Origin of the sequence: Thioalkalivibrio versutus, assembly GCF_001020955.1 — a bacterium.
GTDB classification, from domain to species: Bacteria; Pseudomonadota; Gammaproteobacteria; order Ectothiorhodospirales; family Ectothiorhodospiraceae; genus Thioalkalivibrio; species Thioalkalivibrio versutus.
Genome location: NZ_CP011367.1, coordinates 676,178 through 692,876, shown reverse-complemented (window position 1 = coordinate 692,876; position 16,699 = coordinate 676,178). Strand labels below are relative to the sequence as shown.

Annotated in this window: 15 protein-coding genes; 6 read left to right on the top strand and 9 right to left on the bottom strand. The window is 61.9% G+C overall.

Annotated elements, in window-relative coordinates; translation table 11 throughout:
• Window positions 1-20: 20 nt before the first annotated feature.
• Entirely contained in the window at window positions 21-971 is a 951-nt protein-coding gene (locus TVD_RS03300) for an IS481 family transposase (protein WP_082119066.1), read from the bottom strand.
• A gap of 628 nt (window positions 972-1,599) precedes the next feature.
• Between TVD_RS03300 and TVD_RS03295 the strand changes: the two genes are divergently transcribed.
• Window positions 1,600-2,112 carry a PRC-barrel domain-containing protein gene (locus TVD_RS03295; RefSeq protein ID WP_019627355.1) on the top strand — a complete coding sequence of 171 codons (513 nt, stop codon included), beginning with the start codon at window positions 1,600-1,602 and terminating at the stop codon, window positions 2,110-2,112.
• Between the two features lie 159 nt (window positions 2,113-2,271).
• Here the strand turns inward: TVD_RS03295 and TVD_RS03290 are convergent, their stop codons facing one another.
• The 8 genes from TVD_RS03290 to TVD_RS03255 all read right to left on the bottom strand — a co-directional run bounded on the left by TVD_RS03290 (window position 2,272) and on the right by TVD_RS03255 (window position 10,911).
• On the bottom strand, window positions 2,272-3,546 hold the full coding sequence (locus TVD_RS03290) for a DUF2254 domain-containing protein (RefSeq protein WP_047251892.1): 1,275 nt from the start codon (window positions 3,544-3,546) through the stop codon (window positions 2,272-2,274).
• A gap of 172 nt (window positions 3,547-3,718) precedes the next feature.
• Entirely contained in the window at window positions 3,719-6,088 is a 2,370-nt protein-coding gene (locus TVD_RS03285; protein WP_240472288.1) for a catalase, read from the bottom strand.
• A 129-nt stretch (window positions 6,089-6,217) separates the two neighbouring features.
• Entirely contained in the window at window positions 6,218-7,504 is a 1,287-nt protein-coding gene (locus TVD_RS03280) for a mechanosensitive ion channel family protein (RefSeq protein ID WP_047250799.1), read from the bottom strand.
• Window positions 7,505-7,597: 93 nt separating this feature from the next.
• A complete protein-coding gene (locus TVD_RS03275; protein ID WP_018167956.1) occupies window positions 7,598-8,050 on the bottom strand; it encodes an MgtC/SapB family protein in 453 nt (150 codons plus the stop codon).
• Entirely contained in the window at window positions 8,035-8,661 is a 627-nt protein-coding gene (locus TVD_RS03270) for a DUF1989 domain-containing protein (protein ID WP_018167957.1), read from the bottom strand. The genes TVD_RS03275 and TVD_RS03270 overlap by 16 nt, the downstream gene beginning before the upstream one ends.
• Window positions 8,658-9,374 (bottom strand): guanitoxin biosynthesis heme-dependent pre-guanitoxin N-hydroxylase GntA, encoded by a 717-nt coding sequence (gene gntA, locus TVD_RS03265; RefSeq protein ID WP_231365756.1) that lies wholly within the window; start codon window positions 9,372-9,374, stop codon window positions 8,658-8,660. Before gntA ends, TVD_RS03270 begins: the two co-directional genes overlap by 4 nt.
• A 54-nt stretch (window positions 9,375-9,428) precedes the next feature.
• A complete protein-coding gene (locus TVD_RS03260; RefSeq protein WP_018167959.1) occupies window positions 9,429-9,746 on the bottom strand; it encodes an HPF/RaiA family ribosome-associated protein in 318 nt (105 codons plus the stop codon).
• A 10-nt stretch (window positions 9,747-9,756) separates the two neighbouring features.
• Window positions 9,757-10,911 carry a baeRF3 domain-containing protein gene (locus TVD_RS03255; RefSeq protein WP_018167960.1) on the bottom strand — a complete coding sequence of 385 codons (1,155 nt, stop codon included), beginning with the start codon at window positions 10,909-10,911 and terminating at the stop codon, window positions 9,757-9,759.
• Between the two features lie 315 nt (window positions 10,912-11,226).
• Here TVD_RS03255 and TVD_RS03250 point away from each other — a divergent pair, with 315 nt between their 5' ends.
• The 5 genes from TVD_RS03250 to TVD_RS03230 all read left to right on the top strand — a co-directional run bounded on the left by TVD_RS03250 (window position 11,227) and on the right by TVD_RS03230 (window position 16,627).
• Window positions 11,227-12,501 carry a DUF2254 family protein gene (locus TVD_RS03250; RefSeq protein WP_047250798.1) on the top strand — a complete coding sequence of 425 codons (1,275 nt, stop codon included), beginning with the start codon at window positions 11,227-11,229 and terminating at the stop codon, window positions 12,499-12,501.
• Between the two features lie 355 nt (window positions 12,502-12,856).
• Window positions 12,857-14,164 carry a GGDEF domain-containing protein gene (locus TVD_RS03245; protein ID WP_047250797.1) on the top strand — a complete coding sequence of 436 codons (1,308 nt, stop codon included), beginning with the start codon at window positions 12,857-12,859 and terminating at the stop codon, window positions 14,162-14,164.
• Window positions 14,165-14,457: 293 nt separating this feature from the next.
• Window positions 14,458-15,750 carry a phospholipase D-like domain-containing protein gene (locus TVD_RS03240; RefSeq protein ID WP_240472287.1) on the top strand — a complete coding sequence of 431 codons (1,293 nt, stop codon included), beginning with the start codon at window positions 14,458-14,460 and terminating at the stop codon, window positions 15,748-15,750.
• A 293-nt stretch (window positions 15,751-16,043) separates the two neighbouring features.
• On the top strand, window positions 16,044-16,223 hold the full coding sequence (locus TVD_RS03235) for a CsbD family protein (RefSeq protein WP_018176495.1): 180 nt from the start codon (window positions 16,044-16,046) through the stop codon (window positions 16,221-16,223).
• Window positions 16,220-16,627: a PRC-barrel domain-containing protein gene (locus tag TVD_RS03230; protein WP_018176496.1), complete on the top strand. Its 408-nt coding sequence runs from the start codon at window positions 16,220-16,222 to the stop codon at window positions 16,625-16,627. Before TVD_RS03235 ends, TVD_RS03230 begins: the two co-directional genes overlap by 4 nt.
• Window positions 16,628-16,699 lie beyond the last annotated feature (72 nt).

The following is a 16,699-nucleotide window of genomic DNA, read 5'->3' as shown; positions in this document are numbered from 1 at the left end:
GTTCATTGATCAGTGTTTCCCTAGGTGTGGAGTCTCACGAGGTTGTCCTCGGGTAGGCCGAGGATGCTGATGGGTGGTTGTTGGTTCAGGCTACCGTGTGGACGGTGCCAGTTGTAGTCATGGATCCATCGGGGAAGATGGTTTTTGCGTTCCTTTGACGTGGCGTAGGTGAAGGCATAGGCCCACTCGCGCAAGGCGGTCTGGATGAAGCGCTCGGCCTTGCCGTTGGTTCGGGGCGTGTAGGGCCGGGTGCGACGGTGGCGGATCCCCAGTCGTCGGCAGGCCTGACTGAACGCCCGGGCGTGATAGCAGGGCCCGTTGTCGGTCAGCACCCGCCGGATGGTGATGCCCAGGGTCGCGTAGTAGCGCACGGCCGCTTCCAGGTGGGCGATCGCATCCCGGGCCCGCTCGGCGGGATGGATCTCGCTGAAGGCGATGCGCGAGCGATCGTCGATCGCGACATGCACGTACTCATAGCCCACACCGATGGAGTCCTTGGCCCGGACCCCGGTCCTCCGGTGCCCGGGATGGCGGAAGCGGGCCAGCTTCTTGATGTCGAGGTGCAACAGGTCGCCGGGATGCTCGTGCTCGTAACGCCGCGGCGGCTCGACCGGCTCCAACGCCGCCAGGCGGTTCAGCCCCTCGCGCCGCAGGATGCGGCTGACGCTGGCGCGCGAGACACCCACGAACCGGGCGATCCGATCCATGGTCCAGCGTTGCCGGCGCAGGGCCACAACTTGACGCTGACACCTACGCGGCGTTCGACGCGGCTGACGCCGAGGCCGGGAAGAACGATCCAGGAGGCCGGCAGGGCCCGCCTCCTGGAACCGTCGCACCCAGCGGCGCACGACTTTCGGGTCCACGTCACAGGCGCGGGCCGTGGCTCGAATGCTCCAGCCTCGATCCACGACACAACGGACCATCCGCTCTCGACCGCGCGGTCCAAACAAGGCATTTTGGTGAAGGTTCACGGGGCGTCCTCCTTGGAATGGCTAAGTCGGCAAACTCAGCATCCTTCGGAGTCGCCCCGTGGACAACCTATTGAGAGATCACACCTAGGGAAACACTTCGCGAGCGCTCGTCGCTCGCGACATGCGCGCATTCGCAACCCACGCCGGTGGCGCCCTTCGCCCGGCCTTCATGCACCCCGCGCGCATACGCCCTCGGGATTGGCGCACGCACCCCACCTGTTGCCAAAGCCCCCGGTCCACCTCACCACCGGCTCCCGACGCTCGAATACTCAATCCGCAAGCGCCATCTCCATGGTGCTTCACGCCCCCTCCTCCCTCCCGGGTACGTCCAGGTCCTGTCGTCCGACCCGCCACGCCGGGGCACCTTGACTCATCGCTTTTTTGGAACCGCCAATCCCTTCACATTTTCAACACTCAGCGATCACAAAGAACGCGAACGGCCCCCGTCAGTGTGCCAGCGAACAGACCCGTTAACGCCCTGAGCCTATTTTGAATTCTCATCCTGAATCCGCTGCAACGTGGCGATTCAGTCCCTTCCCGGCAATGTCGCTAGGAAGGACAGGTTTTGATGAAGCCGTTAAAACGGAAATTTTTCCAAGCCGGGATATCCGTTTCGAAGGAGATTCACATGAACAAGCTACATTCATTTGCCTTTTACGCTTTGGTCACCCCAGCCATCACCCTCGGCGCAGGTTCTGTGCTGGCACAGCAGTACGATGAGCGGGACGTTGAGCGCGACGCGCAGAGCACCCAGAGTGAACAGGGCCAGCGCGCCGGGCAGTCTGACTCGAAAAGTGCAGAAGATTACCGTGCCACCCGCGACGAGGCCCGCATGCAGAGCCGCGGCTATATGGACTCTTCACCGGCCAACAGCATGCACGCGAGCGAGCTGATCGGCACTGATGTTAAAACCACGAGCGATGAAGATCTCGGTTCGGTCGATGACCTGATCATTGACGAGAACGGCCAGATCGTCGCTATTGTGATCGGTGTTGGCGGATTCCTGGGCATGGGCGAGAAAGACGTCGCCATTGGCTGGGGTCACGTGACCACCTCCGGCACTGCGGATGATCGGGAACTTCGCGTCGACGTTACCCGTGAAGAGCTGCGCTCTGCGCCGGAGTTCGAACGCCGCGATTGATCGCAAGCACAACCCGGATCTAGTGGGATAACTAGACGGCAGGGGCGAAAGCCCCTGCCTTTTTTTATGCCTGGACTCCACACCTCCAGTACCGCATACCTCCACGCGATAGTGTTCGCCCTATCGATTTCCGCCCGGCCGCGTTCTACTCGTCCTGTACTACACGGCCGAAAATGCTGCTGCCCTGCGTACTGCCTCGATATCGTCCTGCAATGACATGGCCTGTTCGGAACGGGCCAGTGCCATGCGTGAATGCCTATTGGCGGCCGCGACCATCGCCTGGTCATCGGTCTCGGCCAACGCACGAAAAGCCTTCTGCAGTCGGATCGCAACTTCCACGAAACCGGCACCGTCACGAGCCAGAGCCGTAAATGCGTCGTCGAACAAGTCGTCGATCTCCAAGCTCGGCACGAATACCCGGTCATAGGTGATTTCCGCCACCCGGTCCTTCTCCAGCGGTGACACCCAAAGTGTAAACAGTCGGACCATTGAGCCGATTACATTGATCGCGGTCCCCGGATCATTGGTGCCAGGCGACAGCGCCTTGTCGGCGATCTCCGACAAGGCGACAAGCGCGAACCGCGGGTCATCATCAAACGCACGGTTGGGACAAATCTTGAAGGCGACAGCAAAGGCCTCCGGGTCGAACGCCTCGCACCCTTCAATGCGAAGAAGAGGACGGCGCGCGCTGACGAACGTACCCGGCAGAGCCGTCACCAAAACGCGGCAGTTGGCATCTTCAGCGACCGACTGCAACGTCTCCAGATCAATATGCTGGACATAACCAACCGTTGGCGAGAAGACCGGGGCCCCAAGGTCCCTGGTCGGATTCATGGGGCCTGCCAAAGCGCCCAGCGTGGGCGCATGACGACGCCGATCGAGTGCATCCGTGGCCGCCTCTTCCACTTTCTCAATGGTGTTGACCACGCGCCCCAGTCGGGCAATTCGGTCGACCCAGCGCACGAAGGTAACGATGACAATCACAAACACCAGAAGGGTCAGCGAAAAAATCGAAAACAGGCCGGCGTGGCCAAATATCTCGTTTTGAACGGATATGAGAGAAACAATACTAAAGATGAAGGCCCCTATAAACGCCGACAATGCGTTCTGGGTAACATCATCGGAAATCACGAGCGGGATGGATCGAGGGGTCGCACTGACACTGGCCGACGCATAAGCGGCGACCATGGCGCCTACTGCAAAGGTGGCAATAACCAGCATGCTGGACGCCATGATGGTCAACAAGGATTCGACAGAGTCCAGCTGGATGCGGGGCAATACCTTGGCAAGCCCCGTGCCGTCAGCGAGCCGGGCAACGAACGTACCGCCCACGGCAAGCACGCTAAGGCCCAGTGGCCTGACCCATAAACGATCTTTGAGCCGACTGAAAAAGACGCGCAGCCGGTCGGTCGTCAACCGGCGTAACTGGGGCATGATTTCGCTCTCCGACCGCGAGGGAAACACGGGTTTTCGATGAAACGGCTACGTTGTATCGGGTCTGCGGCGGAGCCCCCACAACCAGGCGAGGCCCCACCCCGCTTTGGCGAGGCACGGTAACGTCTTCGGAAGACCGCGTAGTCGCGAGATCGCCGAAGGCCGGGTTGCATCACTTCGCGGGTGGATCGCTGTCGCGGGAGAAATGACGATGAGCGGTGAGCGCGTCGATGAATGTTGATGCGCCCTCGGTCACGCCGCCAGCGTCCGCCAACAGGATGCCCGGATCTTCTTGCATGGCGGAGTCAATGCCCGCCATTTCCAGAAGCTCGCGGCCAGCCCCCAAGGCCAGGATCGTCTTGCAGTGCCTGAACTGGTCCTTGATGAACTCCATGGTGTGCCCGTTGGCTGCGAGCGCCTGGACCGCATCGCTCCCATCGGGCAGCACCAATGCATCGAACAGGACGGCCGGAGAATTCTCCATGGACTTGTTGGCTTCGATCTTTTCGCCGGAATCGCCGACGAACGTGCCCACTCGTGAACCCACAAAATGAACAATGCCACCCGCGTCCGTCAGCGCGCCATGAAGATCGACGAGCGAGGCATGGTGGACGCCCTCCTCGACCAGTACCGCAATCTGGCGCGTGCGGATTCCGGTTTCGCCGGGCCGCGCCATCAGCGACAACGCTGGCGACTCGGTGATCTCCGGCGGTTCCGGATCGGTGACGGCCTTCGGCATGGCATCCGGCACCTCCATGCCCAAGCCAGTGGCGACCTCTGCCGCCAGTTCCCGTGAAACATTCACCAGCGAGGACACCATCCGTTCGCGGATCGCGCGGACATCGACCTTGCTCAGCTCGAAGCGGAATGCGGCTGCAATGTGCGCCTTCTCGACGTCGGTCTGACTCTCGAAGAACAACGTGGCTTGCGCATAGTGCTCGGAAAACTTCTCCGGCTTGCCACGGACCTTGTCCTCCGCATGGGCATCCGGGAACGACACGAAGCCGGCGGTCCCGGCCTGAAACGGGCAGCCACCCCCCAGTGAGTTCGGCTCGTAGGCCACGCGCCCGCGATGCACGGCCTGGCGGTGCATGCCGTCGCGCTGGTTGTTCTGCACCGGGGCAAGCGGCGAATTGATCGGGATCTCGTGGAAATTGGGCCCCCCGAGTCGCGTGATCTGCGTATCCGCATAGGAATGGATCCGACCGGCGAGCAACGGATCATTGGAAAAGTCGATGCCGGGGACGACATGCGCCGTGCAGAACGCGACCTGCTCGGTTTCGGCGAAGAAGTTGTCCGGGTTGCGGTTGAGCACCATGCGCCCCACGGGCGTCAGCGGGACCAGCTCTTCCGGCACGATCTTCGTGGAGTCGAGCACGTCGAAGCTGAAGCCGTCGGCCTGTTCCTCGGTGAAGATCTGCACACCCAGTTCCCATTCCGGGAATTCGCCCGATTCGATGGCCTCCCACAAGTCACGCCGATGAAAATCGGCGTCGGCGCCCGCGATCTTCACGGCTTCGTCCCAGACCAGCGAGTGCGTTCCCTGGAGCGGCGTCCAGTGGAACTTGCAGAACACGGACTCGCCCTGCTCGTTGACCAGGCGAAAGGTGTGCACGCCAAAGCCCTGCATCATCCGGTAGCTGCGCGGTATCGCGCGATCCGACATGGCCCACATCAACATGTGGGTGGACTCCGGCGACAGCGAGACGAAGTCCCAGAACGTGTCATGTGCGGACCCCGCTTGAGGCATGCCATGATGCGGTTCCGGCTTGAGGGCGTGGACCAGATCGGGAAACTTCATCGCGTCCTGAATAAAGAACACCGGGATGTTGTTACCCACCAGGTCCCAGTTGCCTTCGTCGGTATAGAACTTCACCGCGAAGCCACGGGCGTCGCGCGCGGTGTCCTTCGAACCGCGCTCACCCGCCACCGTGGAAAATCGCACGAACACCGGCGTGATCTTGCCCTTCTCGGCGAACGGCGCCGCGCGGGTGTACTGGGTCAGCCCGTCGTAGGCTTCGAAATATCCGTGCGCCCCGGAGCCGCGTGCATGGACGATCCGCTCCGGGATACGTTCGTGATCGAAATGGGTGATCTTTTCCCGCAGGATGAAATCTTCGAGTAACGATGGCCCGCGCAGCCCCGCTTTCAAGGTGTTCTGATTGTCGCCAATCCGAACACCTTGGTTGGTGGTCAACGGTTGCTCGCTGGGATCGACCCGGACCCGGTCGAGCGGGGCGACCGTCGCGTTCGTTCCGAGCCGAGCCGGCCCGCCAGTTTTCGCCGTACCGGGTTCCTCGGTCATCGTGCTCGCAGTCAACGCACTGGACCCCGGCTCCGTAGTAGGACCGGCCGGCGGCGCCACCGCGTTGTCGTGACCGTGGTCTTGCTCCTTGATGGTGTTGTAGGGCATCGCGGCGACGAAATCGTCGCTGGCTGCGGCTTGCTCCGCAACGATGTCGTTGGTTCTGAGCGCGGCTGGGGCCGATTTACCGCCTTTGCCTGGCGCCTGTGATGAACGACCTGTTTTTTTCTTAGCCATGATTCTTCTCCAGGGCGTCGGGGGATGGACGCACCCTGGCATCGATACCACGGGGGACGGGAACGCTCTGTGCGGCAACAAACGGAGTGGCAAGAAATACCCGGAGACGTCGATGACGACTCAACTGGATCACTGGTCGAGCAGGTTTTCTCCCTTTTCCGGCATGGGCGCGAGCGCGGCCTGATTGCGAATGACCTCGCCTTCCGGGCGGGTCTCGGCCTCGGACACGGTCATGGCTGCCCCCGATTCTTCCGCGGGACCGTCGGCAATCGGTTCCACGTATTGACGTTGTTCGGCCTGAATCGTCATGCCGGCCTCCATCAGCGCGCGCTTGGTCAGCCGAATGAGCGCCGAGCGCAACTGCTGGCCATTGGTTTTTCGTGAATCAAACCAGAATGACAGCTTGATGAGCACGGCCGCATTGCGAATCTCCTCGGCGACAACCCATGGCTCGGGGTTCTCCAGCACCGCCGGGTGACCCGCAAGTACGGCCAGGCCAATCGCCTGGGTGTCGGTGATGGAGTCGTTGAGACCAATCATCACGCCGAACTCCATGCGGTCATTGGGGTTGGCCGAGAAGTTGGTGATGTCGCTCTTGTAGATGGTCGCGTTGGGTACCTGCACGTGGTTGCCGTCCAGGGTCATCAGCACCGTGGCCCGAATCGTCATGCTTTGCACGAACCCGCGGGTTCCCCCGACCTCGATCAGATCACCGGTCCGAAAGGGGTTCTGTGCACTCAGAAAGATGCTCGCCAGAAAATTCTCGGTAATGTCGCGAAAGGCGATACCCAGCGCGATGCCGGCAAGCCCCGTACCACCCAGAACGGCCAGCGCGACGTTGGTCAGCCCGGCCACGTGGAACACGCTGTACAAGCCGGCAACGAACACCAGGACACCCCCGCCCCGGGCGACCACGTCCTTCAGCAGATTGTTCCGTTTACTGGTCTTTGTGGTCCATCGCAGCAACCGCGTGACGAGCACGCCCAGGGACCAGGCCAGCGCGAGGAGCAACAGGCTGAAAAGCACGTAAGGCAGGCTTCTCAGCACCGTTCTGCCGAGCTCGTTCAAGCCACTTAGCGCCGGACTCAGGTCCCAGATCGACGGCTCGATCAACTCGAGATGATTGACCACCGCGACCACGTCCTGGGTGCTGCGTGCCAGATCGCCGGCCCACTGGCGGTGGTTCTGACGACGGGCCTGGCCATACAGGAATGCCACCCCTTCATCGACCGTGACCGCCGGCTGCTCGTACCAGCCCGTTGCAACCAGAATCCGCTCCAGCCGGGCCGCGATGGCCTCGTCGGACGCTTCCGGCACAATGCCGACACTCGCCGGGGCCTCCAGCCGTTCCTCCGACTCCAGGGGCGTCAGGACGAGCGGTGGCTCGGCCGCGATCACCCATCCCGGCAGGGCCATGCCTATAACAGCCAGGACAACGGCAATCCGCATCATCCCGAGACAGTAGCCACCCGACCCGGAACCGTTCCGTGCGGTACCGAACCCAGCCTGTTATTCCCCGGATTTCTCGGGAGCATGCATCAGCGGCTTGAGATAGCGCAGCGTCAAAAACGTCGCGATGCTGATGAGGATCGCGATCTCGAAACGATGCGCGGCGACTGCCAGGCCGATCGCGCCCGTTGCCCAAAGGCTGGCAGCCGTGGCCGTACCTTCCACGCTACCACCGCTTTTGAGAATCGCTCCGCCACCGATGAATCCAATGCCGGTGATCAGGCCCTGCATGATCCGGGCCTGTGCGTCGGGCGACTCCAGTACCGAGAAGCCGATCAGGGCGTAGCCACAGGCGGCAACGGCGACCAACGGGAACGTCCGCAGTCCAATGGCGCGATCGCGAACTTCCCGGTCCCAGGCACTCGGGATCGCGAGCAGATAGGCCAACACAAGATCGCGCAGGTGACGGAGCATGAGGGACCCATCGAACTCCGGTATCAGCCATTCGAGCATGACGGCGGATTTCTGCGCACAACTTGAAAATCGATCGGCTTGAAGGAGAAATTATTCGACTGCCCGGCGGAACATGCGGACATCGCCACCACGAGGGGCATCTCGGCGCGCAGGCGAACGAAATCCCCGGCTTTGCTGAGCGGAGGAAGAACGCCGAACTCCCCCGTTGTGGCATCGATCGACACATGCATGAACGCATTGAATGCGATGGGAATGCGATCGACACCAATGCCGTAAGGGGCCAGTGCCGCCGCCAGATTGCCCTCGCAACCCGGACGACCCTCGTTCTCCCCATAGATGATTCTGAAGGTATCTTTCGAACAAGGTGTCAAAGTGAAATCATGCCGCCCGCAGGTATCCTCGATGATGGTGAACATTGGCCGACTGCGGTTCGAGTACAGTACATCGCCCGTCGTGAGCCAAAAGCGTGAGGCATAGTCAAGAGAACGCCCTGAAGACAGATACTCCCCATGATCCGGATTCCCGAATGCGACCACATCGCTTACCTGCTGGCCTTCGGGATCGATCACCACCAGTTCGTCTCCAGGGCCAAGCTCGACCGCCTGCGCGGAGCAGGGAGATATTCTCACCGTCGGTACGTCCGTGTTCACGGCTTTTCCTTGAAATGGAATGGGCATGTCCAGTTGGCTTCGACTTCACGGCCACTGTACTGCCTGGCCTCACTTGCTTCTCCAAACTCGGCCAGATTGGGGTTTCGGGATCCTTGCAACGCGATGTCACGTGCCCGAGTCGCTGCCTGAATCTTCTTGAAACGTCCGTCCTTTCTTAGCTTCTCGAACTGGCGGTGGGAATTGAACACCAATACCGGGTTGGTAAACCGTCTGGCGAGCCGCGAAGCGTTCGCGTGAAGCCCAATGGCAAAGAACGGATGCCCCGCTATGCTCAGGCTGAACAGCGGGCTGTCACTATCGCTGTTGACATCGTCGGCGGGAGGATTGCCCGCCAGAATGTCCAGCTTGTGGATTCGCCACAACTGCGCCCACATCAAGGACTCGAAACGAAGCTCGCTCATATCGCCTGGGCCACTGAACAGGGCGACATAAGAGTGCACGATGTCCTCGTTGCAAGCACTTGCTTCGATCATGGCAACGAATCGAGAAAGATCATCCAGCATCGGTCGATCATTGCCGGAGTCCCCTAGTGCGCCGAACTCATGAGTTTCGATCGAGCCACGGGCCAACGCGGACTTGGCGCCCACACAGGGATATGTAGCCTCGGCGAGCAACGCCAGAAAGCGCCCGCCCAGGTCCGGAACGGGCTGGAGGCCCACTTCGTTAGTACCAGGATCTCCAGGGTGTTTCATCCGCTTTTCGACAGGTCACCAATGGCCAACGGCGATCGGTGCTGGCCGGTAACCTCAGTGGTTCTTCCGCTTTCCAAGCGTGCTGTCCAGGGAACGCCTCATCTTGCGTGCGGCACCGTCGACCGCCTGCCCCACGGTCGCGGCTTCATCGGTCACGGCTACGGGCTGGAGACCTTCGACCCTGACTTCCAGCAGACAGCGTATGTCGGCGTTGCCGGATTTCTTGTCACTGTTCTCGTCGCTGAGGTGAACCTCCACGCGCGTCACCTGATCCGCAAAGCGCTCCAGGACGTTTCTGATGGTGGCTTCGGTCTGCTCCGGCTGTGCACCGGACTGGTCGATGTTGTCATCCGTGTTGATCTGAATCTGCATGTCACGTGCCTCAGTAGCGGTAGATTGCGGCGATTCCCGTACCGGTCGGCATCCGTTCCTTCGGCACCACGACCACCTCGCCGCCCATCTTGAGCACCAGGGCGCCCAGGTCATCGAGCACGTCGTCCGTTTCGGGGTGGGAGAGATCGTCGAACTCAAGCTCGCCGGTCGTCGCATCGACCCGACCGGGGATTTCCCGGCGCGCTTCGATCAGCAGGGTCGCCACGCGCCCGCCCACGGCGGCCCGGGCCACCTCGGCCAGGTCGTCGGAGCCAAGGCCCTTCGGCTGGTTACTGCCGAAGGCATCCACCAGCCCGGCCAGGCGCTCGAGGTAGCGAGGTTCGATGGTTTGCCAGACCCGCTCGCGAAAGTCGTCGCTCGACGCAAGCGCATCCGGATGCACGTCCAGGCTCTCGGAAATCAGGAAAGGGTTGTGGCTGAGCGCGTGAAACATGTGGTGGTGCTCCGGCAGGGCAGCGAGTAGCAGCGGCAGGCCGGAGGGCTTGGAATGGTGTTCAAGGACCGCGCGATCGACTGCGCGGAAGAATCGCTCCGCGTCATCGTCCAGTTCGGCTTTTCGGCCCCCATGGCCATGGTGCATGGGGGCCTGGCCGCCGCCGCTGCCGCCATAGGCCGACACCGTCTGGCGGGAATCGGTGAGTTCGTCACCCAGCGCCTCGGTGATCGTCTGCGGCACGCCATCGGCAGGCGTGATCTCGTCCAGGGCGTCACGGTTGCCCTCGAACACCTTCATCTCGTGCCGGCTCAAGGCGAGCACCTGATAGCGATCCGCCGATTGCAGGATGCGCAGCAAGGGCTTGGTGTGGAAGCTGTCCGCCACAACCGCCAATTCGGGGACCGGGCGCTGGAGCTTGTAGACCCGAAACCGATTCCTGTCGCGCAACACGGCCAGGCCGTCGAAGGTGCAGTTCCAGAACTCGCGATCGTCCGCGAGGGCCAGCAAGGGTTCGAGCAAGGGCTGGATCTCGTCGCTCGCAAACTTTTGTCGCAGCGAGTCCTCCAGCGCTTTCACCAGATTCTTGAAGCGTATTGGATCCTGCTCATTGTCCGGGTGGTCCCGATGAGTCGGTTGATAAAGCGAAAGGCACGGCGGGTCACAGTCATCCCAGAGGCCCGCCGCGGCGTCCTGGTCGACACGGTTCACTGACATTCCGGATCTCTCCAACAAGGCACACCATCCGTATAGCACGCCGGCACGTCCATTTATGTGCGGCGTCGCGCTTAGCTCCGAACGGCCGATGGCACAAGCGCACCCCGATTCCAGCTCATGCCGACATGGCTGCCCCGGGCTTCTGTTCGCGGGTCCAGATGATCAGAGTGGTGCGCCACTCGGTGTGGCAACGCACCGACACAACGGTCCCGCCCGGTGACTCTACGGAGCACATCCGCCCGAACTGATTCGTCAGGAATTGCCGAGGGGCCTCTACACGCCAATCGGTCACCACTTGGAGGTGACAGCATGGGGGAGACGAACCGCGGCCGGCCCCGGCCCCGCTGGGCCACCCTCCGCCTGGGCGAGATCACGGTGGCGATGGGCATGGCGATGGCGGCCGGTCTGGGCGTGGGCCTGGCGGCGTTGGCCGTGGACACCGCATGGCTGTGGCCTCCACCCGTCGAGCTCGGCACTGTGGGTAGCGCACGGGTCCTGCTGGGGTCAGTGACCGGGGGCCTGATCACGGTCGCGGTGTTCGGCCTCTGGATGCGCACCGTCGTGGTTGGCCTGATGGCCGCGCACTTCTCGCCCCGGACGCTGCTGACCTTTCTGGACGACCGCTTCCAGCGGAATCTGCTCGCATTCATGTCGGCAGGCGTCGTGGCCGTGCTGGTCATCCTGGTAAGGATGCCCTCCGACGAACAGGCGGCCGCGCCCATTGTGAGTACGGTGCTGGCGGTGATCATCGCACTGGCCGCGATGGCGGGCGTGCTGCTGGCGATCCAGCACGCCACGCGCAGTCTGTCGTTGTCGGAGCTGGTCAGCCATCTCGCCGATAACGCCCTCAAGGTACTCGATCGCCACCCCGGGGCACGGCTCGAGATCACCGGGGTGCCGCCACCCACGTCCGCAGCGCAGACGGTCCTGGCCCCGGGCACCGGCTGGGTTACCGCCATCGACATCGACCGGATGCGCAAGGCGCTGCCGGCCGGCGGGGTCGTACATCTCCGTTGCCGCGTTGGCGAGTTTGTCACCCCCCGCTGCACGGTCGCGCTCGTCTCCCCCGCCGATGCCAACCTCGACAGCGTGGCCGAAGCGATCAGCCTTGCCCGCACCCGCAGCGCTGACCTGGACCTCGCGTTCGCCGTGAGCCAGCTGGTCGACGTCGGGACGTTCGCCTTGCAGGCACACGCGGACACCGCGACCGCCCACGAGGTGCTGGTCCACCTCGAAGCCGTCCTCGTGGAGATCGTCGAGCGTGGGCTGCCGCGGCTGCACGACAAGGACCAGGACGGCCGCTGTATCTACGACGAGTTCGGCTGGGACCCTGCCAACCTCGTGCAGTTATGCGCGGAACGACTGCGGGAGCCCGCCGCCCGCGACCCGGAAACGGCCCGGCACCTGATGCACATGCTCGATCGGGTCCGCGAGGCCGCCGAGGAACGCGAGGCGTTCGCGGTCCTCTCGGAGGTCCGGCGCCAGGTGGAGATGGTGCTGGCTCTGGCAGACGCCAACGGAATGCTGGCTCGCGACCGTCAGCGACTGGAGCGGGAGGCCGAGGCTTTTGTCGAAGGTCACTGACGGGGCTCGGAGCGACGTCTTGTGGGACAGCACATCATGCAATCGACACCCCCGCAAGCGACCCCGAAGAACGCCATGACCGGGCCGCAGCGCTGCTGGCGCATCCCCCCTGCGGCGAAGCCCACGACGTCGGCGTCAGGGATACGCTGGTTAACAGGCGAGCACGTGACATCATCCAAAATAAAACCCATCAGAACCCGCGGCGGCATGATAACAAGTGCAAACCAGTTCACACTTCTTGGGAAGTTATCTCGTATTCCTGACATGAATCTAAAAACACCAATATCCCAACCCACACGAACGGCCCTGCCAAGCCCGTCTGTTATTATTACCAACCCAATCCATGAATACCCCTATGCGCCTCGCTGAATTTATCAGGAAAGAAATGGAGCCGATTCTTCAGGACTGGGAAGAATTTGCCGGAACCCTTCTTCATGCCAGCCAGATGGGGACGACCGGACTGCGTGACCACGCCAGGGACATGCTGCTGACCATTGCCGACGACCTCGAGTCCCACCAGAGCGAGTCGGAACAGGCCGACAAATCGAAAGGCTGCGAGCCGAAGACGGGGGACGAGTCCTGGGCGGAAGTCCACGGCGGTGATCGACAGACCAGCGGCTTCAGCGTCATTGAGACCGTTTCCGAATTTCGCGCCCTGCGCGCGAGCGTGGTCTCACACTGGACGAAAGATTACCCAACGATCGCTGGCCAACAGCTTGAGGATCTCACCCGGTTTCATGAAGCGATAGACCAGGCCGTCGCCGAATCGCTGGAACAATATGCGACCGTCAAGGAGATGGAAACCCGACTGTTCGGGGCCATTCTGGTCGCGTCGCCAGACCCGATTCATGTGCTGGACCCCGAAGGGCGATTTGTTTACGCAAACAAGGCCACAGCCGATCTTTTCGCTCTCGCGCCCGAGGCGATCATCGGCAAATCCAGCTTTGACCTCGGCTTCCCGTTCGCCCCGGCCTTCCAGCACAGCATCGACAAAGTCGTTGCTGACCAGTGCACGCAACGAGGAAAATTCGTCCACATGTTTCCCTCTGGTCAGGGTGATCGATTCGAGTATGTGCTTGCGCCCGTACTCGACGAGCATCGCAACACCGAAGCAATTGTCTGCACCTCTCGGGATATTACAAAACAAGCCGTCGCCGAGGAAAAAATATGGCATCACGCCAATCACGACCTGTTGACTGGGCTTCCGAATCGACGTCTTTTTCTTGATCGTCTGGAACAGGGCGTCAACCATGCGAAACGCAGCGGCCAGTCCATTGCGGTCCTTTTCATGGACCTTGATGGCTTCAAGGAGATCAACGACTCGTTTGGGCATGAAGCGGGTGACCGCTTACTTTCGGAGGTCGCCGAGCGCCTCACGCATTGCATCCGGCAGGAGGATACGGTGAGCCGCCTGGGCGGCGACGAATTTACCGTTCTGGTGACGGGCGTCAAACAGCTCAAGGATGTCGAGCGTGTGGCCAGAACCATTACTCGGGAACTCGCCAGGGCCATCGACATCGGGCAAACCTCTGTCCACATCTCCGCGAGCATTGGCATCTCGTTCTACCCCAAGGACGCGACCTCTCCGGTCTCTCTGCTGGAAGCGGCCGACAAGGCCATGTATCAAGCCAAAAAAAGCGGTTCGCGCTGGATGTCGGCCTAGGGAAACACTGCTCACGAACGTCACTCGCTTCCAGCGACCGGGCGGATGGCATCCGCACCGCCGGGATGAACCATCCCCGGCACGCTACGTGCGGTTTCGCACGGACGCGCGTCCACAAGCGTCGCATCATCCCACTTGCGCCGTTGGCATGGTTGGTGAGCTGACCACTTGAGCTCGGTCACCCCGCGCGTCGTGGACCGACCATGAAAGTGCTCCCCCCTGGCGTTTTTGGCGCCAGCCAGGGGGCCACTTCGCAATGCCTGGCCGCTACACCCGTTTGGAGTACCTCCGCGATGTCACTGGCTGGGAGCCGACGATCGATGTTCTGGGTTATTGGCATCACCGCGCTCGCCACCACCCTGACGCTGGTCCTGTTGCAAAACTTCTCCACATCCGGGGAGGTGGTCGATCGCAAGATCGAACATCGCTACGCGGTCTCCGACCCGCAGTTTCGGCGCGAGATGTCCGTCATGCTGGGCCCCGCCATCGTGCACGGCAATCAAGTGACCGCGCTGCAAAACGGCGACGAGATTTTCCCGGCAATGTTGCTGGCGATTCGCTCGGCACAAACCTCCATCACCTTCGAGACGTTCATCTACTGGTCAGGCGAGATTGGAGCAGAGTTCTCGCAAGCCCTTTCCGAGCGGGCGCGCGCGGGCGTGCAGGTGAGCGTCATCATCGACTGGGTCGGTAGCGCCAAGATGGATCAGTCGCTGCTGGATTCCATGCAGGCCGCCGGGGTGCAGCTGCATCGCTATCGGCCTTTGCGCTGGTACAACCTCGGACGCATGAACAACCGCACCCATCGCAAGCTTCTGGTGGTCGACGGTCGCATTGGCTTTACCGGAGGGGTGGGCATCGCGGATCAGTGGACCGGCGACGGAGGGGACCCCGAGCAATGGCGTGATACGCACTTTCGGGTCGAAGGGCCCGTAGTGGCGCAGTTGCAGGCAGCCTTCAACGATAACTGGATCAAAAGCACCGGCGAGGTGCGAAACGGCCCGAGCTACTTTCCGGCCCTGCAGGAGGAGGGCGAGATCGACGCGCACGTGTTTATCGCTTCGCCCTCCGGCGGCAGCGAGAGCATGCATCTAATGTACCTGCTTGCCATCGCAGCGGCCGAGGCGACGATCGACCTGGCCGCGTCGTATTTTGTGCCCGACAAGCTGTTGCTCGACGCCTTGGTGGCTGCGCGCGGTCGCGACGTCCGCGTCCGTATCCTGTTACCCGGACCACACATCGACGCGCTTACCGTCAAAATCGCCTCGAAGGCCGACTGGGGCGAGCTGTTGCGCGCGGGGGTCGAGATCCACGTCTATCAGCCCACCATGCTGCATACCAAACTCCTGGTCATCGATACCGAGTTTGTCTCGGTCGGATCGACCAATTTCGACATGCGATCGCTTCGGCTCAATGACGAAGCGAGTCTGAACATCTACAACGGCGCATTCGCCAGGGAGATGACGGACGTCTTCGAGGCAGACCTGCTGGCCGCAGAGCGGTATTCCCTTGAGCGCTGGAATACGCGCCCGCTGCGGGAAAAGCTCTCCGAGAAGCTCCTGCTACCGATCAAGTCCCAGCTCTGATCCGGAGATGCCTCCACGCGGCATGCAGGCATCTCCATCGGAACCCGCCTCGCTCGTGCGGAAGCCCTCGCAGGCCCCTGCGCACCACGCCCCCCCCCGCTCATGATCCCCATTCGCCTACAGCATCCCTGTACACGGGCTCTTGATCCCGCGGTCTTCCAGGGCCTCTGTATATGTTGGGCAGCGCACAGACCCACCGCCGGGCTTGCCCTAGTTTGGAAGCTTCAAGCTGCCTCTACTGACCGCGTGGAAGAGGCCGACAACGAGCGCTACCACTACCTGGAGATCATCTGATGAACAAGGATCAAAGCAAAGGTCATGGGAAAGAAGCCAAAGGGAAGCTAAAGGAAGTTGCTGGCAAGGCGACCGGCGACAAGAGCACCGAGGTCAAGGGTAAGGCCGAGAAGCATGCCGGCAAGGCTCAAGCCAAGTACGGGGACCTCAAGAGCGACGCCAAGAAGAAAACCGAATGATCGGCTCTGCACCCGGCTCGGAAAGTGGCCAAGAAGCCTCCAACGACACACATGTCGGACCCACGCTAGTGAGCGCCAGCACCATAACCGGTGACGAGGTCTGCAACCTGCGGGAAGAGAAGCTGGGCAAGATCCTGGACGTGATGCTTGACATCAGCGAGGGCGAAATACGGTACGCGGTCCTGGCCTCAGGCGGTTTTCTAGGCATGGGTGATCGTTTATTCGCGATCCCGTGGAAGGCCTTGAAGCACGACAAGGAGCACAAGCGATTTTTGCTTGACGCCGATCCCGAGTGGTTAAAGAACGCACCAGGGTTTCCCAAGGATGAATGGCCCAACATGGCCGACGCAACCTGGCATTCAACTGTGGATTCCTACTACGCCAGGGATGACGCTGCGGGGTGATCGCGCGAGGTACCGGTGGAACCTTGTGGCCGGCTTAACCGTGTAGGCGCCCCCATGCATGGTGGACACTAT